Raw genomic sequence first — 21,974 nt, 5'->3', positions numbered from 1 at the left:
AGAGGGGCTGCCGATGAGCCAGGAAGGGCACCTTGCCCGCCTGTTTCACGATCTCAAGCTTATGGAGCGGGAAGGTAGTGGCTTCGACAAGATGTCCGAGGTGTTGCTGTCGCAGGGCCGGCCCGCGCCGGAACTGACCGAACGGCATTGGGCGGTGTTATGAACTGGCTATCAGACAAATTTCTCCATATCGGTGATAGATGGACGATAGAGATTGAGCGATACACCGGCACCAGCCCGATGAATCAAAGGTTTCTATCGACCACAGGCAATCAAGATTGGGCGATAGCAAGCGGACTCTCTATCGCCTGCCTTGATTTGGCTCAAAACGCCGACTATCCGCCAAGTTTGCGCCAAAGCCATGCGCCAAACCGGCTGGAATCCCGGCTAACCCATTGTCGTGGCGAAATATTTTCTTTGGCTCACATCTTCTGTTTGAGTCAAACCCGAACCAAACCCATTGAAACAGGAAGCACCGCATGACAAGCACCCGACAACGCGCTGCCCTGCAACGCCAGATCTGGCAGATCGCCAATGACGTGCGCGGCGCGGTCGATGGCTGGGACTTCAAGCAATACGTCCTTGGCACCCTGTTCTACCGCTTCATCAGCGAGAACTTTGCCAGCTATATCGAAGGCGGTGACGACAGCATCCAGTACGCCAAACTGGCTGACAGCGTCATCACCGCTGACATCAAGGACGATGCCATCAAGACCAAGGGCTATTTCATCTATCCCAGCCAGTTGTTCGCCAACGTGGCCGGCGGCGCCCATGGCAACGAAACCCTGAATACCGATCTGGCCCGCATCTTTGCTGCCATCGAAAGCTCGGCCAGCGGCTACCCGTCCGAGCACGACATCAAGGGCCTGTTCGCCGATTTCGACACCACCAGCAACCGCCTCGGCAATACTGTCAAGGAGAAGAACGCCCGCCTTGCCGCCGTGCTCAAACGCGTGGCTGAACTTGACTTCGGTGGCTTCGATGCCAGCCACATCGACCTGTTCGGCGATGCCTACGAATTCCTCATCTCCAACTACGCCGCCAACGCCGGCAAGTCCGGTGGCGAGTTCTTCACCCCGCAGAACGTCTCCAAGCTGATCGCAAGGCTGGCCATGCACAAGCAGGCCAGTGTTAACAAGATCTATGACCCCGCCTGCGGCTCTGGCTCGCTGCTGCTGCAAGCCAAGAAGCAGTTCGACGAACACATCATCGAAGACGGGTTCTACGGCCAGGAAATCAACCACACCACGTACAACCTGGCGCGGATGAACATGTTCCTGCACAACATCAACTACGACAAGTTCAACATCCAATTGGGTGACACGCTGCGCAACCCGCATTTCGGCGACGAAAAGCCCTTCGACGCCATCGTCTCCAACCCGCCGTATTCGGTGAAGTGGATCGGCGGGGATGACCCCACCCTCATCAACGACGACCGCTTCGCCCCGGCCGGCGTGCTCGCGCCCAAGTCCAAGGCCGACTTCGCCTTCGTGCTGCACGCGCTGCACTACCTCTCAGGCAAGGGCCGTGCCGCCATTGTCTGCTTCCCCGGCATCTTCTACCGGGGGGGGGCGGAACAGAAAATCCGCCAATACTTGGTGGACAACAACTATGTGGAAACGGTGATCGCGCTGGCCCCCAACCTGTTCTTCGGCACCACCATCGCCGTCAACATCCTGGTGCTGTCCAAGCACAAGACCGACGCCAAGACCCAGTTCATCGACGCCAGCGGCCTGTTCGACAAGAAAACCAACAACAACGAACTGTCTGACAAGCACATCGAACAGATTATGCAGGTGTTCAACAACAAAGCCGACGTAGCGCACCTCGCCAAATTGGTGGATTACGAGGCGATAGCCGGCAATGACTACAACCTGTCGGTCAGTAGCTACGTGGAAACCAAGGACACCCGCGAAGTGGTGGACATCGCCCAGGTCAATGCCGAACTGAAAATCATCGTTGCTCGGATTGACAAGCTGCGGGCGGAGATCGATGCCATCGTGGCCGATATTGAAGGTAAAAAAGCATGAATCGCATTGAAGATCTCCTCGCCTTACATTGCCAAAATGGCGTGCAATTCAAATTTCTCGGCGAAGTCGGCGATTTTATCCGCGGCAATGGCCTTCAAAAAAGCGATTTCGTAGCGACTGGGATTGGCGCCATTCACTATGGCCAGATTCATACCCACTACGGTACATGGACGACCGTAACGAAATCATTTGTAACTGAGGAGTTTGCCTCACGGTTACGAAAGGCCAAGCCTGGCAATCTTGTAATTGCAACGACCAGTGAAGACGACGAAGCTGTAGCGAAAGCAGTGGCTTGGCTAGGAAGTACCGAGATTGCGGTCAGCGGAGATGCTCACATCTACCGCCATACGCTCGACCCGAAGTATGTATCGTATTTCTTCCAATCTGCCCAGTTCCAGGATCAGAAGAGAAAATACATAACAGGGTTAAAAGTCCGTCGCATCTCCGGTGATGCACTTGCGAAGATTCGCATTCCGGTACCGCCACTCGAAATCCAGCGCGAAATTGCAAAAATTCTTGATACTTTCGCGGAGCTGGAGGCGGAGCTGGAGGCGGAGCTGGAGGCGGAGCTGGAGGCGCGTCGGCGGCAATACAAGTATTACCGCGACGCGCTTCTCACGTTCGACGAACGTGAGAATAGCGCAAGCAAGCAAGCAAGCAAGCAAGCAAGCAAGCAAGCAAGGATAACAGCCTTGAGTGAGATTACAACCACTATTGTTTCGGGTAGAAACAAGCGTCGAATGAGCGAGGGTGACTATCCCGTCTATGGCTCGACGGGTCTTCTTGGTTACTCGGATGAGCCGGCCTACTCGGGAGATGCACTTCTTGTAGCTCGCGTAGGTGCTAATGCAGGTTTAGTCAATGCAGTTAGTGGCAACTTCGACGTATCCGACAATACGCTCATCGTTCGACCAAGCCCAGAATGGAATGTGCGCTTCGCATTCCATCAGTTGACTCACATGAATTTGAACCAATATGCCGTCGGCGGTGGCCAGCCTCTGGTAACTGGTGGGCTTCTAAAGAATCTGAAAGTGCTCTTGCCCCCACTCGAAGAACAAGAACGTATCGCTGCCATCCTCGATAAGTTCGACACCCTGACCAACTCCATCAGCGAAGGCCTGCCTCGCGAAATCGAACTGCGCCGCAAGCAGTACACGCATTACCGCGACAAGCTGTTGAACTTCGTGGAGTTGGAGGAAGCCGCATAACATGGGCAAGACGCTCGCCGAAGTTGCCAAACAACTGAGAGACGCTGACAAAAAAGTGCAGTTGATCTATGCCTTCAATGGCATGGGAAAAACGCGCCTTTCCCGCGAATTCAAGCAGCTTGTTGCCCCCAAGAACGAGGACGGCGAAGAAGGCGCCACCGATCAGCCCGCGTCGTCACGCAGCAAGATTCTCTACTACAGCGCTTTCACCGAAGATTTGTTCTATTGGGACAACGATCTGACGCTGGATGCCGCTCCCAGGCTGCGGATTCAGCCCAATTCGTTTACCGACTGGTTGCTCGCGCTGCTCAGGGAATTGGGGCAGGACGGAAATATCGTCAGATACTTCCAGCGCTATGCCAACGACAAGTTGACCCCACATTTCAGCGAAGATTTTTCCGAAGTCACCTTTTCGCTGGAGCGTGGCGATGATGAAAGCTCCGGCAATATCAAGATATCGAAAGGCGAAGAGAGCAACTTCATCTGGAGCGTCTTCTATACGCTACTGGATCAAGCCATCAGTGTGCTCAATGTCGCGGAACCGGAAGATCGTGAAACCCGACAGTTCGACCAGCTTGAATATGTATTCATCGACGATCCGGTGAGTTCGTTGGACGAAAACCACCTGATCGAGCTGGCTGTCAATCTGGCGGGGATGATCAAGACCAGTCCCCCCAATCTGAAGTTCATCATCACCACCCACAGCCCGTTGTTCTACAACGTGGTCTACAACGAACTCAACTCCAAGATCTGCTATTTACTGGAGCGGCTTGAGGATGGCACCTTCGCTCTTGTGGAAAAGAAGGGAGATTCCAACAAGAGTTTTTCCTATCACCTGCATCTCAGGAAAACCCTTGAGCAGGCGATTGCCGCTAATCAGGTTGAACGTTATCACTTCACACTACTGCGCAATCTCTATGAGAAAACTGCCAGCTTCCTGGGTTACCCACAGTGGTCGGAACTACTGCCGGACGACAAGCAGACCTATTTGAATCGCATCATCCAATTCACCAGCCATAGCACTTTGTCCAATGAAGCGGTTGCCGAGCCGACGCCGCAAGAAAAGCAGACAGTCAAATTCCTGCTGGACAACCTGATCGACAACTATAGCTATTGGCAGCAGAACTAAATCAAAGAGGGTCGTCGTGCCTAATCTAATCAGCTTTCAAGATCAAACCACCGAGTTTCTGCTTTACACCGCGCCCAACGGCGCAATCAAGGTGGAGGTGCTGCTCGGTAACGAGACCCTCTGGCTGACGCAGGAGCGCATGGCCGAACTGTTCGGGGTTGGTGTGCCTGCCATCTCCAAGCACCTGAAAAACATCTTTGAAAGCAATGAGTTGCAGGAAGAAGTGGTTGTTTCCATTCTGGAAAACACCACTGAGCACGGCGCCATTGCAGGCAAAACCCAGACCCACAAGGTCAAGTATTACAACCTTGATGCGGTGATCTCGGTCGGCTACCGGGTCAATTCGGCGCAGGCCACCCAATTCCGCATCTGGGCCACGGCGCTGATCAAGGAATACATCATCAAGGGCTTTGCCATGGATGATGAGCGGCTGAAAAATGGCCGTTACTTCGGTAAGGACTATTTCCGAGAATTGCTGGAGCGGGTGCGTTCCATCCGCGCCAGTGAACGGCGCGTCTACCAGCAGATCACCGATATTTTTGCCGAATGCAGTATCGACTACGATCCAAAATCCGTCACCACGCAGTTGTTTTATGCGCATGTACAGGACAAGTTCCATTACGCCATCACCGGCCATACGGCGGCTGAAATCATTCAGAGCAAGGCCGATGCCGACAAGCCGCTGATGGGCATGAGCACCTACAAGAATGCCCCGCATGGCCGGGTATTGAAGTCCGATGCCACGGTGGCGAAAAACTATCTCTGCGAGGCAGAGATCAAGCAGTTGGAGCGGGCGGTTTCCGGCTTCTTTGACTACATCGAAGGCATCATCGAGCGGCGAACCACCTTCACTATGGAGAGCTTTGCCGAGAGCGTGAACAAGTTTCTGGCCTTCAACGAATACAAAATTCTGGAAGGCTACGGCAAGGTCAAGCGCACGGATGCCGATGCCAAAGCCATTGCCGAGTACGAGAAATTCAACAAGCAGCAGCGCATCGAATCCGACTTCGACCGCACCGTTAAAAAGCTGTTGCACAAGAAGGGTGCACAGAAATGACTGACTACAAAACCATCGCCGAGTCGAACAACTTCATCGTCCTTGATAGGTACGCCAAGGAGTGGAAGGTCGCCGAAAGCTACCAAAGCGAAGGCGACCTGGAGCGCGAGTTCGTCCAGGATCTGGTCAATCAGGGTTATGAATACCTGCCCGGCCTGAAAACACAGCAAGGCTTGCTGGGCAATGTCCGTGAGCAATTACAAACCCTGAATAGCGCCCAATTCTCGGATGGCGAATGGACGCGCTTTGTGGAAAGCTGGCTGGACAAACCCAGCGATGGCATCGTCGAGAAAACCCGCAAGATTCATGATGACTACATCCATGACTTCGTGTTCGATGATGGCCGCATCCAGAACATCTACCTGCTCGACAAGAAGAACATCGCCCGCAACAAGGTGCAGGTGGTCAAGCAGTTCGCGCAAACCGGCAGCCACGCCAACCGCTATGACGTCACGGTGCTGGTCAACGGCCTGCCGCTCGTTCAGGTGGAATTGAAGAAGCGTGGCGTGGCCATCCGCGAAGCCTTCAATCAGGTGCACCGCTACAGCAAGGAGAGCTTCAACAGCGAGCATTCCCTGTTCAGGTATTTGCAGCTCTTCGTCATCTCCAACGGAACCGACACGCGCTACTTTGCCAACACCACGCAGCGCAACAAGAACAGCTTCGACTTCACCATGAATTGGGCGCAGGCCGACAACAGCCCGATCAAGGACTTGAAGGACTTCACCGCCACGTTCTTCCAGAAGCACACCTTGCTCAATGTGCTTCTGACCTATTCGGTGTTCGATGTCGGCAATACCCTGCTGGTGATGCGGCCCTACCAGATTGCCGCGACCGAACGTATCTTGTGGAAGATCAAGAGTGCCCGGCTGGCCAAACACTGGAGCAGTACCGAAGGTGGCGGCTATGTCTGGCACACGACGGGTTCGGGCAAGACCCTGACCAGCTTCAAGGCCGCTCGCCTGGCGACGGAGTTGGATTTCATCGACAAGGTGTTTTTCGTGGTGGATCGCAAGGATCTGGACTACCAGACCATGAAGGAATACCAGCGCTTTTCGCCTGACAGCGTGAATGGCTCGGACAGCACCGCCGGGCTGAAGCGTAATCTGGACAAGGACGACAACAAGATCATCGTCACCACCATCCAGAAGCTCAACAACCTGATGAAGAGCGAAAACGACCTGCCGATCTACGGCAAGCAGGTGGTTTTCATCTTCGACGAATGCCATCGCAGCCAGTTTGGCGAGGCGCAGAAGAACCTGAAGAAGAAGTTCAAGAGGTTTTACCAGTTCGGCTTCACCGGCACGCCGATCTTCCCGCAAAACGCGCTGGGCGCGGACACCACCGCCAGCGTGTTCGGCCGGGAACTGCACTCCTACGTCATCACCGATGCCATCCGCGACGAAAAGGTGCTCAAGTTCAAGGTGGACTACAACGATGTACGTCCGCAGTTCAAGGCCATCGAAACCGAGCAGGACGAGAAGAAGCTCAGCGCGGCGGAAAACCGGCAGGCCTTGCTGCACCCGGATCGCATCCGCGAAATCACCCAGTACATCCTGAGCAACTTCCGGCAGAAGACCCACCGCCTGCAAGCGGGTGCCAAGGGGTTTAATGCTATGTTTGCCGTGAGCAGCGTGGATGCGGCCAAGTTCTACTACGAAGCCTTCAAGACCCAGCAGAAGGACGGCGACAAGCCTTTGAGAGTCGCCACCATCTTCTCGTATGCCGCCAACGAGGAGCAGGACGCGGTGGGCGACATCGCGGACGAAGGCTTTGAAGTCTCGGCCATGGACAGCAGTGCGAAGGAGTTCCTGAGCGCAGCCGTTGCCGATTACAACGCGATGTTCAAGACCAGCTTCAGCGTGGACAGCAAGGGCTTTCAGAATTACTACCGCGACCTGGCCAAGCGCGTCAAAGAGCAGGATGTCGATTTGCTGATTGTGGTCGGCATGTTCCTGACCGGCTTCGATGCGCCCATGCTGAATACCTTGTTCGTGGACAAGAACCTGCGCTACCACGGCCTGATCCAGGCCTATTCGCGCACCAACCGCATTTTTGACGCCACCAAGACCTTCGGTAACGTCGTCACCTTCCGCGATCTGGAGCAGGCGACCATCGATGCCATTACCCTGTTCGGCGACAAGAACACCCGCAATGTGGTGCTGGAGAAAAGCTACACCGAATACATGGATGGCTTCACCGACGCAGCCACGGGCGAGGCCCGGCGCGGTTTCATCGACGTGGTGAGTGAGCTGGAGCAGCGCTTTCCCGACCCGTCGAACATCCTCAAGGAATCCGACAAGAAGGCGTTTGCCAAACTGTTCGGCGAATACTTGCGCGTGGAGAACGTGCTGCAAAACTATGATGAATTCGGCAGCCTGAAAGCCTTGCAGAACATCGACACGAGCGACCCGCAGGCGGTGGAGGACTTCAAGGCGAAGTGCTACCTGAGCGACGACGATTTGGCTGCATTGCAGGCGATCCACATTCCTGCCGATCGAAAAATCCAGGATTACCGTTCCACCTACAACGACATCCGCGACTGGCTGCGCCGGGAGAAAGCCTCGGCGGAAAAAGAGAAATCCAGCATCGACTGGGATGATGTGGTGTTCGAGGTAGACCTGCTCAAGTCGCAGGAAATCAACCTGGACTACATCCTGGAATTGATCTTCGAGAAGAACAAGAAGACCAAGGACAAGGTGGCCTTGGTCGAGGAGGTGCGCCGGGTAATCCGTGCCAGCCTGGGTAACCGCGCCAAGGAAAGCCTGGTGGTGGACTTCATAAACCAGACTGACTTGGACAGGCTGGGCGACAAGACCAGTGTGATCGAGGCTTTCTTCCGCTTTGCCCAGGCCGAGCAACAACACGAGGCACAGGAACTGATCGAGGCCGAGAACCTGAATCCCGAGGCGGCCAAGCGGTATATCTCCACTTCGCTCAAGCGCGAATTTGCCAGCGAAAACGGTACTGAACTCAACGCGCTTTTGCCCAAGATGAGCCCACTCAACCCGCAATACCTGACGAAAAAGCAAAGCGTCTTCCAGAAGATCGCTGCGTTCGTGGAGAAATTTAAGGGCGTAGGCGGATCAATCTGAAAAGTAATCTATCGTCCAAGATACACCGCTGTAATCTGGATCCGCTCATGCCCAAGTTCTCGGCTGATTCTTTGCCGTGCGGCATTATCTTGGGCGAGTTGTTTGTGTGTCAGCGCCACGGTCGGCGATGTGGGCATGATGCAGTAGGCGGTCCAGCATTGCCGCCGTCAGCGTCTGGTCGTCCGCGAAGGCGCTTGCCCACTGCGTGAACGGCAGGTTGCTCGTGAGCACCATTGAGCCTCGCTCGTAGCGCTTGGCCACCACGTTGAAGAACAGATTGCAGCGCATTGGACGTTGGCGAACGTCGATGGCCGGTTTCGCTGCCACTGATCAGGTCGTCTGCTAATGCATCGCATCGGTAATGGGAGAGCGGGAAGTGTCCAGGGAGGGCCATCCGCCGCTACCAAGAGACACGCTTGATTTTTTGATCCAAGAATAGATCCAAGCGCGTCGATGGGGTTCAAAAACTCCCTTAAAAACAACGTCATGCGGAGAAAACGCCACTTCTGCATCGGGAAGTGAGCGAGTAGTGAGAGCATTTTTTAACATAAGTTGTTTTTCATGTTAAAAAATACGTAAAATTAGAACATGAAGCATGCTCTCATACATAATTCGCGTGTTGAATCGAATGGAGTCCTGACATGGCCCTGCAAGGCAACTACGTCATCCCCGAGTTGCCCCCAGCGGGTGTGGATTTCCATACGCCGGAACTCCTCAAAGTATTGGTGACGGCGCACCGCCATCTGGCGGAGCTGAAGGGGTGTGCCGCAAGCATTCCGAACCAGGGAATTCTGATCAATACCTTGGCATTGCAAGAGGCCAAAGCCAGTTCGGAGGTCGAGAGTTACGTGACGACCCAGGACGAACTGTTTCAGGCTGATCTGCACATCGCGGAATGGATGTCACCTGCAGCGAAGGAGGTATCTCGCTACCGCGAGGCGCTGATGCACGGGTTCGAACGCATGCGGGAGCAGCAAGGCATTTTGAGCAACGGAACGCTGATAGGGCTGTTTCAATTGCTCAAGAATAGCAGCGAAGCCTTTCGTTCCAGCGGAGGTACCGTACTGAAGAATGAAAGGACGGGGGCTACGGTGTTCGTGCCACCGCAGGACGGTGCAAGCGTGCTGGCGCATATGCAAGCCTTGGAACGCTTTATCAACGATGAAACTGTCTGTGACTTGGACCCGATCATCAAAATGACTCTGATTCACCACCAGTTCGAGAGTATTCACCCTTTCAGTGACGGTAATGGCCGCATTGGCCGGATTCTGTGCGTGCTGTATCTGGTGCAGGCTGGTTTATTGGATACGCCGGTTTTGTATTTGTCGCGCTATATCAACCAGCACAAGGGGGACTACTACCGTTTGTTGCAGGCAGTGCGCGACGAGACACCGAATGCGGCTGCGTGGCACGACTGGGTAAGATTTATGCTGTGCGCGGTGGCGGAGACGGCTCGGCGTGCCGTGCAACTGGTGGGTGGCATGCGCGAGTTGATGGCCGAGACCAAGCGCCGCATGCGCACAAACTTGCCAAAGTTGTATTCCCAGGATTTACTCAACAACTTGTTTCGTCATCCCTACACGCGTATCGAGTTTGTGCAGCGCGATTTGGGTATCACACGGCAAACGGCGGCGCGCTATCTTCGGCAACTGGCACAGGTGGGTTTGGTGCAGGAGCATAGCCAAGGCAAGCATCTGTACTTCATCAACGTGCCGTTAGTGCAGTTGCTGGCTCAAGGAGAACATTGATGACTGAGCTATCCGGAATTTCCGGATAGCTCAGCGGAAGGACAGCCTCGATCCACGAAGCAGTCCATTTCCAGTCCTTACACCCCCACCGTTTCCGCCTGCTCCTCCAGCAGCACGTCGCGTTCACCTTCCCGCACCCGGGTCGTCAGGCCCATCTTCGCCATCAGCGCGAGGAAGGGGCGAGGCGGCAGTTCTTCGACGTTGGCCATGCGGCGCACGTCCCAGGTGCCGTCGGCGATCAGCAGCGCGGCGGCGACGGCGGGGACGCCGGCGGTGTAGGAGATCGCCTGGCTGCCGATTTCACGGTAATTCTCTGCGTGATCGCAGATGTTGTAGATGAATACCGTGCGTTCCTTGCCGTCCTTCTCGCCGCGCACCATGTTGCCGATGCAGGTCTTGCCGGTGTAGGCGGGGGCGAGCGAGGCGGGGTCGGGGAGGACGGCCTTGAGCACCTTGAGGGGCACGACTTCCTGGCCTTCGGCGGTGCGCACCGGCTTTTCGGACAGCATGCCGATGTTCTTGAGCACGGTGAAGACGTTGATGTAGTGCTCGCTGAAGCCCATCCAGAAGCGGATGTTGGGCACGTCGAGGTTTTGCGACAGCGAGTGCAGTTCGTCGTGGCCGGTGAGGTAGGCGGTCTGCTTGCCGACCACGGGCAGGTTCCAGTCCTTGCGGTATTCGAACATCTTCGAGGGCGTCCATTGCCTGTCCTGCCACGACCAGACGGTGCCGGTGAATTCGCGGAAATTGACCTCGGGGTCGAAGTTGGTGGCGAAGTAGCGGTCGTGGCGGCCGGCGTTGATGTCGATGATGTCGATGGCGTCGATGCGGTCGAAGTATTCGTCGCAGGCCAGGCGGGCGTAGGCGTTGACCACGCCGGGGTCGAAACCGGCGCCGAGGATGGCCGTGACGCCGGCGGCCTTGCAGGCATCACGCCGCTTCCATTCGTAGTTGCCGTACCAGGGTGGCGTTTCGCAGATCCTGGCCGGGTCTTCGTGGATGGCGGTGTCGATGTAGGCTGCGCCGGTGTGCAGGCAGGCTTGCAGCACCGACATGTTCAGGAAGGCCGAACCGACGTTGATGACGATGCGTGCGCCGGTTTTGCGGATCAGGGCTTCGGTGGCGGGCACGTCCAGCGCATCCAGCGCATGGGCGCGCAGCACGCCGGGGCGCTGCAGGCTGCCCTTGGCGTGCACCGAATCGATGATCGCCTGGCATTTGCCGAGCGTGCGGGAGGCGAGGTGGATGTCGCCGAACTGCTTGTTGTTCTGTGCGCATTTGTGCGCGACCACATGGGCCACGCCGCCGGCACCGATGATGAGGACATTGGGTTTCATCTGTCAGCTCCTTGCGATGGAATGCCTGGCTTGCGCTCAGGACAGGCTGTCTGCGTAGTCGTGGTAGCCGAACTGGCGTACCACCCGTTCCGTGCCGTCGAGTTCGCGCACGACGATGGAGGGCATGGTCAGACCGTTGAACCAGTTCTTCTTGACCATCGTGTAGCCGGCGGCATCGCGGATCGACAGCCGCTGGCCGATTTCGAGCGCTTGCGGGAAATCGAATTCGCCGAAGATGTCGCCGGCCAGGCAGGATTTTCCGTAGATCAGGTAGCGGTGCGGGCCTGCATTGGGTTCGACACGGGCCTGCAGGCGGTAGATCAGGAGGTCGAGCATGTGGGCCTCGATCGAGGCGTCCACCACGGCCAGTTGCTTGCCGTTGTACAGGGTGTCCAGCACGCTGACCTCCAGGCTGGCGCTGTCGCTGATCGCGGCTTCGCCCGGCTCCAGATAGACCTGCACGCCGTAGCGTTCCGAGAAGCTGCGCAGACGGGCGCAGAAGGTGTCCAGCGGATAGTCATCGGCGGTGAAGTGGATGCCGCCGCCCAGGCTTACCCACTCGACCTGCGAGAGCAGGGTGCCGAAGCGCGTTTCGATCTCGCCGAGCAGGGCGTCGAAACGGGCGAAGTCGCGGTTCTCGCAGTTGTTGTGGATCATGAAGCCGCTGATCCGGCCGATGAAGGGCGCGACGCGCGCAGGATCGGCTTCACCCAGGCGGCTGAAGGGACGGGCTGGGTCGGCGAGGTCGTAGCCGGAGCTGCTGACGCCGGGGTTCAGGCGCAGGCCGACCGGCTTGCCGGCAGCGCGGCCGGCGTGGCGTTCGAACTGGCTCAGGCTGTTGAAGATGATCTTGTCGGCGTGGGAGACGACTTCGTCGATTTCGTGGTCGGCCCAGGCCACGCTGTAGGCATGGGTTTCGCCGCCGAATTTCTCGTGCCCCAGCCGCACTTCGCACAGTGAGGATGAGGTGGTGCCGTCCATGTAGTCACGCATCAGGTCGAAGACCGACCATGTCGCGAAGCACTTGAGCGCGAGCAGGACCTTGGCGCCCGATTGCTTGCGGACGACGTCGATGCGCTGCATGTTCTTCAGCAGGCGTGATTTGTCGATCAGGTAGTAAGGTGTCTGGATCACGATGTCGAAATAACCAAACTGCACCTCTGCAAAGCGAGGCGCAAATGAATCGGGCCGCAGCGTGCTGTGCATGCTGCGGATGTGCGTAAAGGCACTGGCCGGAAAGGCCAGATTCAATGGGGTATTCGGCGGTGGTGCAGAGCCGGGCACGGCCTGCACGTGAATGGCCTGAGATCGAGAGGCGTGCGATGACAGCTGATGCGCACGACGGGCAAGCAGTATTCAGACCCTTGCGAAAATCGCGGTCTCGAGTGGTTTTCCGTTTGGGAGGTGTTCAGGCGAACTGAGACGATCCCCAATTGGAATAGGGCGTCTATTGACATGGCGTCCTCTCCAACCAGCAGATGGCCCGGCGGGGGTGCCGGACGCGCCATTCTATGCGAAGGCCCTTATTGGCTCAAGTCATTGTTTCCATTGGCTCTCTGCAGGATATCCACAGTGGATGCGATTGGGTGCCCCAATCCGCTGCGTGGTACGTGCCGTTGCGGGTAAGATCGCAGGCGCTCGATGCCGGGGAGAATGGGCGTCACGCGTTGTGTGCCGGCTCCTCGAGTTGACGACACCCCGATGTGTTCCACGTGAAACAAATGATGGATTCCGAATTTCTTTTCCTGGCGCTAGGCCTCGCCGCGATGTTTGCCGGCTTCATGGATGCTGTGGTCGGCGGGGGTGGCTTGATCCAGATTCCTGCCTTGCTTGCGGCTTTTCCGCACACTGCACCGGCAATCCTGTTTGGCACCAACAAGCTTTCCAGCATCGTCGGCACCGCGAGTGCGGCCATCCAGTACGGGCGGAAGGTGCAGATACCCTGGCGGGTAGTCGGGCCAGGCGCTGTCTCGGCGCTGATAGGATCCTGGTTCGGTGCCAAAGCCGTGGCGTTTCTCGATCCCGCCGTGCTGCGTCCGCTGATTCTGGTGCTGCTTGTTCTCGTTGCGCTCTACACATTCGTGCGTAAGGATCTGGGGGCGGTCTCCGTCGAGCCGGTACATGGGGCACGTTCGGCAGTGCTGGCGCTGGGCATCGGTGGGGTGATCGGTTTCTATGATGGCTTCTTCGGGCCGGGCACGGGCAGCTTCCTGATCTTTCTGTTCATTCGTTTGCTGGGCATGGATTTCCTGCGTGCTTCGGTGTCGGCAAAAGTCCTGAATGTATCGACCAATCTGGCGGCGATTACCTACTTCGCCAGCACGGTCGAATTGATGTGGAAGCTGGGTCTGGTGATGGCACTATGCAATCTCTGCGGTGCGATCGTCGGCTCACGCATGGCGCTGAAGCGCGGCTCCGGTTTCGTGCGCAAGATGTTCCTGGCCGTGGTGACGGTGCTGATCGCGCGGCTTGCCTACGATACGTTCTTTCGCTGACAGGGGTTTGTTTCACGTGGAACAAGTAATGCCGGCTCCTCATGTCCTGCTGCCAGCCGGACATCTGAATTGATGCAATCCACCGAGCGCTATTGGTCAATGGGAGATCAGCAGCATGGCTGATACGAAACCCCTTTCGCTGGAAGGGCTGTTGTCCGAGTGGCTGAGCGAGGACGCCGGATACTTCATCAAGGCAGGACGTCTACTGGAGGCTGGCGAATCAAGTTTCCAGCGTTACGAGGTCTGGGAAACGCCGCGCTTCGGTCGCCTGTTCCGCCTCGACGGCTGCTTCATGAGCTCGGAGCGGGACGAGTTTCTCTACCACGAGAACCTGATCCACGTGCCCGGCATGGCGCATGACGGGTTGAAGCGGGCGCTGGTCATCGGTGGCGGTGACGGCGGTTCGGCCGAGGAGTTGTTGAAGTATCCGACGATCGAACATGTGAAGATCGTCGAACTCGATGAGAAGGTCGTCAACATCTCGCGCCGCTATCTGCATGGGGTGCACCATGGTGCCCTCGATGATCCGCGCGTCGATCTCCGGATTGGTGATGGCCTGGGCTACGTCGCCCTCGATGCTCAGGCCGCTGCCAGCCGCTATGACCTGATCGTGCTAGACCTGACCGATCCGGAAGGGGTGGCCGAGGCGCTGTATGGCGAGGACTTCTTCCATGCCTGCCGTGCCCTGCTTGCTGAAGGCGGGGTGCTGAGCCTGCATCTGGGCGCGCCTTTCTTCCAGCCCGAACGGGTCGGCAGCCTGGTACAGCGCCTGCGCCGGGTGTTCGCCTGCGTGCGGCCTTATCTTGTCCATATTCCCCTGTATGGCAGCCTGTGGGGGCTGGCGACGGCCTCCGACCGGCTCGATCCGCTCGCGGTGCACGCCGGCGAGATCGATCGCCGCATCTCGGAACGGCTGATCGGAGAGCTTCAACATTACAATGGCGCGCTACATCACGCGCAGTTCGCGCTTCCCAATCATCTGCGTGCCCTGCTGGCCTGACGAAGGCCGGCGGCGTGCGCCGCAAGGCTTCGACATCCAGTGAGTTCTTCCCCACCCAGGCGCCCGCGTGAGGCGCCCCCGCAATCCCGCCCTCGCAGCTTGGCAAGTGGCCGTTCATCTTCGTCCGGGCGCCGTGCTGTATCCGCCCCGCGTCCCACGCTGCTCGAAGACAGCCTCGGTTACGCCATGCTGCGCGCGGCCGAGCTCGTTGCCAGCGTGATGGAAGGCAGCAACCTGACCGACGCCTTCGAGCGTATGGCTGCGGATCATGCTGGCTGGCCGGATGCCACTCGCGGTGCGGTGCGCGACCTGGCCTGGTCGACGTTGCGGGGTTATGGGGCGGGTGACGTCATCCTGCAGCAGTTCCTGCATACCCCGCCGGCCGTGATCATTCACGGTCTGCTGCTGGTCGCGCTGACGCGGCTCGAGCAGCGGCCGGAGCAGGCGCATACGGTCGTGGATCAGACGGTGCAGGCTGCGGCGGTGGCGATGCCGGGACTGAAGGGCATGGTCAATGGGGTGCTGCGCAACGCTCTGCGCCAGCGCGGGCAATGGCCGACCTGGGTCGAGGCCGACGAAGAGGCGCGCAATGCACACCCACGCTGGTGGATCACGCGGGTGAGGGCGGATCATCGGGAGCACTGGCGTGACATCCTGGAAGCCGGCAGGCAGCGTCCACCGATGGCGCTGCGGGTGAACCGGCGGCGAGCGGAGGTGAATGCGGTCGTCGCCGAACTGGAGGCTGCCGGCATCGAGGTACGGGCCGTCAGCGGCCAGACACTGCTGCTGGCTCAGCCGGTGCCGGTTGGGCGCCTGCCGGGGTTTGCCGAGGGCAAGGTGTCGGTGCAGGATGCCGGCGCCCAGCATGCGGCCCGGCTGCTGGCGCCGCGGGCCGGCGAGCGTGTGCTCGACGCCTGCGCCGCGCCGGGAGGCAAGACCGCCCATCTGCTGGAGCTGGCCGACATCGAACTGCTGGCGCTGGAGCTCGACCCGCAGCGTGCCCAGCGCATTCGGACCAACCTCGACCGCCTGGGCCTGGAGGCAGGGATCCAGGTCGCCGACTGCGCCAGGCTGGGCGACTGGTGGGACGGGCGTCCGTTCGACCGCATCCTGGCCGACGTGCCGTGCTCGGCGTCCGGCGTGGTGCGCCGCCACCCCGACATCAAGTGGCTGCGCCGCGACGAGGACATCGCCGGTTTTGCCGCCCAGCAGGCCCGCATCCTCGATGCGCTTTGGCAGACCCTGGCTCCGGGTGGCACAATGCTCTACGTCACGTGCTCGGTGTTCGGGCAGGAGAACTCGGCACAGCTTGCCGCCTTCCTCCGCCGCCACGCCGATGCCGAATCCGATCCCATCGACGGTTTTCCAGATTGCCAGTTGCTGCCCGATGCCGATCATGACGGCTTCTATTTCGCCCGCCTGCACAAGAAGGCTTGAGCGCCTGCTGCGTGTCTGCTGCACGCTGCTGGTGCTGCTCGTCTTCCTGCCTGCCGCGCGCGCCGATGATGCCCGCATCCGCAGCGCGGAAATCGTGCGGGGCGATGGCGGTTATGTGCTCAATGCCGACATCGACATCGAGCTCAATTCCCGCCTTGCCGATGCGGTGACGCGCGGGGTGTCGCTGTATTTCACCACCGAGCTGCGCATCGAACGGCCGCGCTGGTACTGGCTGAACGAAGTCGTCGTCAACCGCAGCCTGCACTACCGCCTGTCCTACCACGCCATCACCCGCAGCTACCGGCTGTCGATCGGCAGCTTCCACCAGAGCTTCGATGATCTCGATGCGGCCGTGCGTACCATGCAGCGCGTGCGCAACTGGCAGATCGCCGACAGCTCGCAGCTTGCCGCCGGCCAGTCGCACGAAGTGGCGCTGCGCTTCAGGCTCGACACCAGCCAGCTGCCCAAGCCTTTCCAGGTGACGGCGCTCGGCGGCCGTGACTGGAACCTGGGTACGGACTGGGTCACGTGAACCTTCCTGCCTGGGGTGGCGGGCCAGCGATGAAGCGCTTCCTGCTCATCATCGCGGCGGCCTTGGCCGCGATCTCGCTTTTCCTGCTGACTTCGGCCAGTTCGAACACCGAGCTCTTCGTCAGCAGCTATCCCTACCTGTTCGCCCTCAACGGCGTGCTGGTCGTTGCCCTGGCCGGCCTGGTCGGCGTGCAGCTGCGCCAGCTGTGGCGCGAGTACCGCACGCGCCAGTTCGGCTCGCGGCTCAAGTACCGCCTGGTGCTGATGTTCGCGCTGATGGGCGTGGTGCCGGGCGTGGTCGTGTATGCGGTGTCGCTGCAGTTCGTCGTGCGCAGCATCCAGACCTGGTTCGACGTGCGGGTGGAATCCGCGCTGGAAGGCGGCATTGCGCTCGGCCAGAACGCGCTCGACTATCTCGTCGGCCAGGTCAGCGACAAGGCGTCCGACATGGTGCTGGAACTCGAAGGCGTGGAGCGGATTTCGCCGGCGCTGCTGAACCGCCTGCGCGAGCAGTCGGCGGTCGGCGGCGCCACCGTGCTGACGGCCAACGGCCAGATCCTGGCGATGGCGGCCGATGCTTCCGCCGGCCTGATCCCCGACCTGCCCAGCGCCAACCAGTTGCGCCAGGCGCGCGGAGTACGCGTGTTCCACGCGGTCGAGAGCCAGCCCGACGGCCGCCTGGTGATTCGCGTGATCACGCAGATTCCGCTGCGCACACTGGCGGGCGAGCCCAATCTGCTGCAGCTGACCCAGGCCGTGCCCGAAACATTCGGTCGGCACGCCGAGGCGGTGCAGGACGCCTATCGCGAATACCAGCAGCTCACGCTCGGCCGCGAGGGCCTGAACCGCATCTATACCCTGACCCTGACGATGACGCTGCTGCTGGCGTTGCTCACGGCGGTGGCCGCCGCCTTCATCATCGCCCGCCGCCTGGCGGCGCCGCTGCTGATCCTGGCCGAAGGCACGCAGGCGGTGGCGCAGGGCGACTTCAGCCAGCGCCAGACGCTGCCGGCGCGTGATGAACTCGGCGTGCTGACCCAGTCCTTCAACCGCATGACGCGCCAGCTCGAAGACGCGCGGGAGACTGCCGAACGCAGCCGCGCCGCGGTGGAGTCGGCGCGTGCCTACCTGGAAAGCGTGCTCGCCAACCTGTCAACCGGCGTGCTCGCCTTTTCGCCCGACGGCAGGCTGCGGGCAGCCAACCATGGCGCAGCGCAGATCCTGGACGACGCCCTGGCAGGCTTCGAGGACATCACGCTGGCCGAATGGCCGCGCCTGGAGCACTTCCGCGATGCGCTGCTCGATGGGTTCGCTGCCAACGAAGGCGACTGGCAGACCCAGATCGAGCTGCCGGTGAAGGACAGTACGCCGCTGACGCTGCTGGTCCATGGTTCGCGCCTACCCGAGGCCAGCGGCGGCGGCCTGGTGGTGGTGTTCGACGACATCTCGCACCTGATCGCCGCGCAGCGCACTGCAGCCTGGGGCGAGGTGGCGCGGCGGCTGGCGCACGAGATCAAGAACCCGCTGACGCCGATCCAGCTGTCGGCCGAGCGGCTGGCCTTCAAGCTCGCCGACAAGCTCGACGACGGCGGCCGCGAGATGCTGGAGCGGGGCACGACGACGATCGTCAACCAGGTCGAGGCGATGAAGAACCTGGTCAACGCCTTCCGCGACTATGCACGCCTGCCCGCGCCCCAACTGGCGGTGATCGACCTCAATGCGCTGATCCGGGAGATTCTCAACCTTTACGAGAGCGCCGCATCGCTGATCCGCCCCGAACTTGCCGCCGATCTGCCGCGCGTGCAGGGCGACGCCAGCCAGCTTCGGCAGGTCATCCACAACTTGCTGCAGAATGCGCAGGATGCGCTGGCCGGCGTGGAGGATGGCAAGGCCAGGGTGATCACCCGGCGCGAGGGCGAGCGCGTGGTGCTGCTGTTCCGCGACAACGGTCCGGGCTTCCCGGCCGAAGTGCTGGCGCACGCCTTCGAGCCCTATTTCACCACCAAGTCGCGCGGCACCGGGCTGGGCCTGGCGATGGTCAAGAAGATCGTGGATGAGCACGGCGGCGACGTCCGCCTGAGCAATCTCGATGGCGGCGGGGCGGAGATCCGCATCCGGCTGCGTCCGGCCGAAACGAATGACGAAGACTGAACACAATGGCAAAGATACTCATCGTTGACGACGAAATCGGCATCCGCGAGCTCCTGTCGGAGATCCTGCGCGACGAGGGCTACGACATCCTGCTCGCCGAGAACGCCACGGTGGCGCGGGCGATGCGCAATGCCGGGCGGCCGGACATCGTGCTGCTCGACATCTGGATGCCGGATACCGATGGCATCACGCTGCTGAAGGAATGGGCGGCGAACGGCCAGCTCAACATGCCGGTGGTGATGATGTCGGGCCACGGCACCATCGATACCGCGGTCGAAGCGACGCGGATTGGTGCGATCGACTACCTGGAAAAGCCGATCGCGCTGCAGAAGCTGCTGGCGGCCGTCAAGCGCGGCCTGCAGCGTCCGCTCGCACCCGGCGCGCCGGCGCCGCTGACCTTGGCGGCCTTCACCCGTTCGGTGCCGCTGCGCGAACTGCGCCGCCGCGTCGAACAGATCGCCAGCAGCTCGCGCCTGCTGTTGCTGCGGGTGGGCGCGGGCAGCCTCGCCGAACTGGTCGCGCGCAGCGTCAACAATGGCCGCGCGGCCTGGCTCGACCTCGCTGCGGTCTCGGTGCCGCTCGACATCAGCCAGCTGCAGGCGACCCAGGGCGGCGTGCTGTTCGTCGGCGAACTGGCGCGCCTGTCGCGCGCGCAGCAGAAGAACCTGGCTTTTGCCGTCGATCGCCTCGACCGCTACGACCTGCGCCTGGTGGCCGCTACCGACCGCAACGCCGAGGCGCTGCTGGCCGAAGGCTGGGAAGAAGCGCTGGTGTCGCGGCTGTTCGAAGTCAGCCTGGCGCCGCCGTCGATCGCCGACGTACGCGATGACCTGCCCGAGCTCGCCAGCCAGATCCTGCTGCACCTGGTCGAAGGCGGCGAGGTGCCGCTGCGCCGCTTCTCGACCGCCGCGCTCAACCAGGTGCGCAACCTGCAGTGGCCGGGCGGCTATGCCGAACTGCGCGCAGCGGTGAAATCGCTTGCGCTCGGCACGCTGGAAGAGGAGATCGGCGCCGGAGAAGTGCGCCGCCTGCTGCCGCCGGACGCTGCGGCCAGCTCGATCGGCGTGTCCTTCGACCAGCCCTTGCGCGAGGCGCGCGAAGCTTTCGAGCGCCTGTACTTCGAGCACCACCTGCGGCTGGAAGCCGGCAACATGACGCGCCTGGCCGAGAAGACCGGGCTGGAGCGCACCCATCTCTACCGCAAGCTCAAGCAGCTCGGCCTGCAGGCGGGGCGCCGGCACGAGGAGAGCTGAGTCATTACAGGATTGTTGCACCGCAACAATCCTGTTCCGCGATTGTGCAGGGCAGCGTAGAATCCTCTCCGATACGTACTGCGGAAGCGTTCGGTGAAGATCATCATTCTCGGTGCCGGCCAGGTCGGCGCCTCGGTGGCGGAAAACCTGGCTTCCGAAGCCAACGACATCACCGTCGTCAACACCAGTCCCGACAGCCTCGGGGTACTGCGCGACCGGCTCGAGGTACGTACTGTTTGTGGCAATGCAGCATCCCCCAGGGTGCTGCGCGAAGCCGGTGCCGATGATGCCGACCTGCTGATCGCCGTCACCCAGTCCGACCAGACCAATCTTTGCGCCTGCCGCATCGCCAAGGCGCTGTTCAACCTGCCGACGCGCATCGCGCGGCTGCGCTCGACCGACTACGTCGACTACCCCGAGCTGCTCGACGAGGACAATTTCGCCGTCAACTTTTCGATCTGCCCCGAGCAGGTCGTCACCGACTACATCGAGCGCCTGATCGCCTTTCCCGAAGCCCTGCAGGTGCTGGAGTTCGCCGGCGGCGTGCTCAGCCTGATCTGCGTGCGCGCCTTCGAAGGCGGACCGCTGGTCGGGCATCCGCTGAAGGCGCTGAAGTTCCACCTGCCAAACGTCGAGGTCCGCATCGCCGCCATCTACCGCAACGGCGTGCCGATCATCCCGCAGGGCGATACCGTCATCGTGCCGGACGACGAAGTCTTCTGCCTCGCCGCCACCGTGCATGTGCGCCAGGTGATGCGCGAGCTGCGGCGTTCGGACAAGCCGATGCGGCGGATCATGATCGCCGGCGGCGGCAACATCGGCTTTCGCCTGGCGCAGTCGATCGAGGACAACTACCACGTCAAGATCATCGAGACGCGGCAGGAGCGCGCCGAGCTGCTGGCCGGCCAGCTGTCGCGCGCGCTGGTGCTGCGCGGCGATTCGACCGACGAGAAGCTGCTCGAGAATGAAGGCATCGACGAGACCGACCTGTTCGTCGCCCTGACCAACGACGAGGAAGACAACATCATGTCGGCCTCGCTCGCCAAGCGCATGGGCGCGCGCCGCACGCTGGCGCTGATCAACCGCCGCAGCTACGTCAACCTGGTGCAGGGCGGGCCGATCGACATCGCCATCTCGCCCGCCCACACCTCGATCGGCACCCTGCTCGCGCACGTGCGCCGCGGCGACGTCGTGGCGGTGCACAGCCTGCGGCGCGGCGCCGCCGAGGCGCTGGAGATCATCGCCCACGGCAGCCGCAAGGATTCCAAGGTGGTGGGGCGGACGATCGAGGAGATTCCCTTCCCCAAGGGCGCGACCATCGGTGCCATCGTGCGCGAGGTGAAGCGGGACGACGGCCGCCTGCTGCGGCGCGAGGTGATCATGCCGCACCACGACACGGTGATCGAGGAAAACGACCACGTCATCGTGTTCTGTACCCACAAGAACCTGGTGCGCAAGGTCGAGAAGGTCTTCCAGGTGGGCTTCCACTTCCTCTGACACGGC

General features: G+C 60.5%; 17 protein-coding genes and 1 pseudogene. 15 read left to right on the top strand and 3 right to left on the bottom strand.

Features of this window, described 5'->3' with window-relative positions; all coding sequences use genetic code 11:
* Positions 1-13: 13 nt before the first annotated feature.
* The 7 genes from QM748_RS15290 to QM748_RS15260 are packed head-to-tail and all read left to right on the top strand — an operon-like array spanning position 14 to position 8,519.
* Complete coding sequence (locus tag QM748_RS15290) at positions 14-163, top strand: ATP-binding protein (RefSeq protein ID WP_415247766.1); 150 nt, start codon at positions 14-16, stop codon at positions 161-163.
* Positions 160-483 carry a hypothetical protein gene (locus QM748_RS15285; RefSeq protein WP_415247765.1) on the top strand — a complete coding sequence of 108 codons (324 nt, stop codon included), beginning with the start codon at positions 160-162 and terminating at the stop codon, positions 481-483. Before QM748_RS15290 ends, QM748_RS15285 begins: the two co-directional genes overlap by 4 nt.
* A complete protein-coding gene (locus QM748_RS15280) occupies positions 480-2,030 on the top strand; it encodes a type I restriction-modification system subunit M (protein ID WP_415247764.1) in 1,551 nt (516 codons plus the stop codon). The genes QM748_RS15285 and QM748_RS15280 overlap by 4 nt, the downstream gene beginning before the upstream one ends.
* Positions 2,027-3,238 carry a restriction endonuclease subunit S gene (locus tag QM748_RS15275; RefSeq protein ID WP_415247763.1) on the top strand — a complete coding sequence of 404 codons (1,212 nt, stop codon included), beginning with the start codon at positions 2,027-2,029 and terminating at the stop codon, positions 3,236-3,238. The genes QM748_RS15280 and QM748_RS15275 overlap by 4 nt, the downstream gene beginning before the upstream one ends.
* 1 nt (position 3,239) lies before the next feature.
* A complete protein-coding gene (locus QM748_RS15270; RefSeq protein WP_415247762.1) occupies positions 3,240-4,367 on the top strand; it encodes a hypothetical protein in 1,128 nt (375 codons plus the stop codon).
* 16 nt (positions 4,368-4,383) lie between these two features.
* Complete coding sequence (locus QM748_RS15265) at positions 4,384-5,424, top strand: virulence RhuM family protein (RefSeq protein ID WP_415247761.1); 1,041 nt, start codon at positions 4,384-4,386, stop codon at positions 5,422-5,424.
* A complete protein-coding gene (locus tag QM748_RS15260; protein WP_415247760.1) occupies positions 5,421-8,519 on the top strand; it encodes a type I restriction endonuclease subunit R in 3,099 nt (1,032 codons plus the stop codon). The genes QM748_RS15265 and QM748_RS15260 overlap by 4 nt, the downstream gene beginning before the upstream one ends.
* Positions 8,520-8,603: 84 nt before the next feature.
* On the opposite strand, the pseudogene QM748_RS15255 reads toward QM748_RS15260, so the two are convergent.
* Positions 8,604-8,798: pseudogene (locus QM748_RS15255) on the bottom strand (ATP-binding protein); the annotation flags it as partial.
* Between the two features lie 362 nt (positions 8,799-9,160).
* Between QM748_RS15255 and QM748_RS15250 the strand changes: the two are divergent.
* Positions 9,161-10,267 carry a Fic family protein gene (locus QM748_RS15250; protein ID WP_415247759.1) on the top strand — a complete coding sequence of 369 codons (1,107 nt, stop codon included), beginning with the start codon at positions 9,161-9,163 and terminating at the stop codon, positions 10,265-10,267.
* 77 nt (positions 10,268-10,344) lie between these two features.
* On the opposite strand, the gene QM748_RS15245 is transcribed toward QM748_RS15250, so the two are convergent.
* Positions 10,345-11,604, bottom strand: a complete 1,260-nt coding sequence (locus QM748_RS15245; protein ID WP_415247758.1) for a saccharopine dehydrogenase family protein — start codon at positions 11,602-11,604, stop codon at positions 10,345-10,347.
* Between the two features lie 36 nt (positions 11,605-11,640).
* Positions 11,641-12,810, bottom strand: coding sequence for a carboxynorspermidine decarboxylase (locus QM748_RS15240; RefSeq protein ID WP_415247757.1), 1,170 nt, complete (start codon positions 12,808-12,810; stop codon positions 11,641-11,643).
* Positions 12,811-13,328: 518 nt separating this feature from the next.
* On the opposite strand from QM748_RS15240, the gene QM748_RS15235 reads away from it, so the two are divergent.
* The 7 genes from QM748_RS15235 (at position 13,329) to trkA (ending at position 21,968) form a co-directional block, all read left to right on the top strand.
* Positions 13,329-14,099: a sulfite exporter TauE/SafE family protein gene (locus QM748_RS15235; protein WP_415248082.1), complete on the top strand. Its 771-nt coding sequence runs from the start codon at positions 13,329-13,331 to the stop codon at positions 14,097-14,099.
* 115 nt (positions 14,100-14,214) lie between these two features.
* On the top strand, positions 14,215-15,099 hold the full coding sequence (gene speE / locus QM748_RS15230; RefSeq protein ID WP_415247756.1) for a polyamine aminopropyltransferase: 885 nt from the start codon (positions 14,215-14,217) through the stop codon (positions 15,097-15,099).
* 186 nt (positions 15,100-15,285) lie between these two features.
* Positions 15,286-16,536, top strand: a complete 1,251-nt coding sequence (gene rsmB / locus QM748_RS15225) for a 16S rRNA (cytosine(967)-C(5))-methyltransferase RsmB (RefSeq protein ID WP_415247755.1) — start codon at positions 15,286-15,288, stop codon at positions 16,534-16,536.
* Positions 16,487-17,068, top strand: coding sequence for a DUF4390 domain-containing protein (locus QM748_RS15220; protein ID WP_415247754.1), 582 nt, complete (start codon positions 16,487-16,489; stop codon positions 17,066-17,068). Before rsmB ends, QM748_RS15220 begins: the two co-directional genes overlap by 50 nt.
* A gap of 29 nt (positions 17,069-17,097) precedes the next feature.
* Positions 17,098-19,218, top strand: a complete 2,121-nt coding sequence (locus QM748_RS15215) for an ATP-binding protein (protein ID WP_415248081.1) — start codon at positions 17,098-17,100, stop codon at positions 19,216-19,218.
* 5 nt (positions 19,219-19,223) lie between these two features.
* On the top strand, positions 19,224-20,471 hold the full coding sequence (locus tag QM748_RS15210) for a sigma-54-dependent transcriptional regulator (RefSeq protein ID WP_415247753.1): 1,248 nt from the start codon (positions 19,224-19,226) through the stop codon (positions 20,469-20,471).
* A 93-nt stretch (positions 20,472-20,564) separates the two neighbouring features.
* On the top strand, positions 20,565-21,968 hold the full coding sequence (gene trkA, locus QM748_RS15205; protein WP_415247752.1) for a Trk system potassium transporter TrkA: 1,404 nt from the start codon (positions 20,565-20,567) through the stop codon (positions 21,966-21,968).
* Positions 21,969-21,974 lie beyond the last annotated feature (6 nt).

The organism is Thauera sp. (assembly GCF_047601425.1).
Taxonomy (GTDB): domain Bacteria; phylum Pseudomonadota; class Gammaproteobacteria; order Burkholderiales; family Rhodocyclaceae; genus Thauera.
Note: the sequence above shows the minus strand (reverse complement) of the source record. Positions and strands in the feature narration are given on the sequence as shown.

Excerpts from the sequence above, each read along its gene's own strand:
- QM748_RS15290 (WP_415247766.1), top strand. The coding sequence starts at position 14 with ATGAGCCAGGAAGGGCACCTTGCCCGCCTGTTTCACGATCTCAAGCTT.
- QM748_RS15285 (WP_415247765.1), top strand. The coding sequence starts at position 160 with ATGAACTGGCTATCAGACAAATTTCTCCATATCGGTGATAGATGGACG.
- QM748_RS15280 (WP_415247764.1), top strand. The coding sequence starts at position 480 with ATGACAAGCACCCGACAACGCGCTGCCCTGCAACGCCAGATCTGGCAG.
- QM748_RS15275 (WP_415247763.1), top strand. The coding sequence starts at position 2,027 with ATGAATCGCATTGAAGATCTCCTCGCCTTACATTGCCAAAATGGCGTG.
- QM748_RS15270 (WP_415247762.1), top strand. The coding sequence starts at position 3,240 with ATGGGCAAGACGCTCGCCGAAGTTGCCAAACAACTGAGAGACGCTGAC.
- QM748_RS15260 (WP_415247760.1), top strand. The coding sequence starts at position 5,421 with ATGACTGACTACAAAACCATCGCCGAGTCGAACAACTTCATCGTCCTT.
- QM748_RS15250 (WP_415247759.1), top strand. The coding sequence starts at position 9,161 with ATGGCCCTGCAAGGCAACTACGTCATCCCCGAGTTGCCCCCAGCGGGT.
- QM748_RS15245 (WP_415247758.1), bottom strand. The coding sequence starts at position 11,604 with ATGAAACCCAATGTCCTCATCATCGGTGCCGGCGGCGTGGCCCATGTG.
- QM748_RS15240 (WP_415247757.1), bottom strand. The coding sequence starts at position 12,810 with ATGCACAGCACGCTGCGGCCCGATTCATTTGCGCCTCGCTTTGCAGAG.
- QM748_RS15235 (WP_415248082.1), top strand. The coding sequence starts at position 13,329 with ATGGATTCCGAATTTCTTTTCCTGGCGCTAGGCCTCGCCGCGATGTTT.
- speE (WP_415247756.1), top strand. The coding sequence starts at position 14,215 with ATGGCTGATACGAAACCCCTTTCGCTGGAAGGGCTGTTGTCCGAGTGG.
- rsmB (WP_415247755.1), top strand. The coding sequence starts at position 15,286 with ATGCTGCGCGCGGCCGAGCTCGTTGCCAGCGTGATGGAAGGCAGCAAC.
- QM748_RS15220 (WP_415247754.1), top strand. The coding sequence starts at position 16,487 with ATGCCGATCATGACGGCTTCTATTTCGCCCGCCTGCACAAGAAGGCTT.
- QM748_RS15215 (WP_415248081.1), top strand. The coding sequence starts at position 17,098 with ATGAAGCGCTTCCTGCTCATCATCGCGGCGGCCTTGGCCGCGATCTCG.
- QM748_RS15210 (WP_415247753.1), top strand. The coding sequence starts at position 19,224 with ATGGCAAAGATACTCATCGTTGACGACGAAATCGGCATCCGCGAGCTC.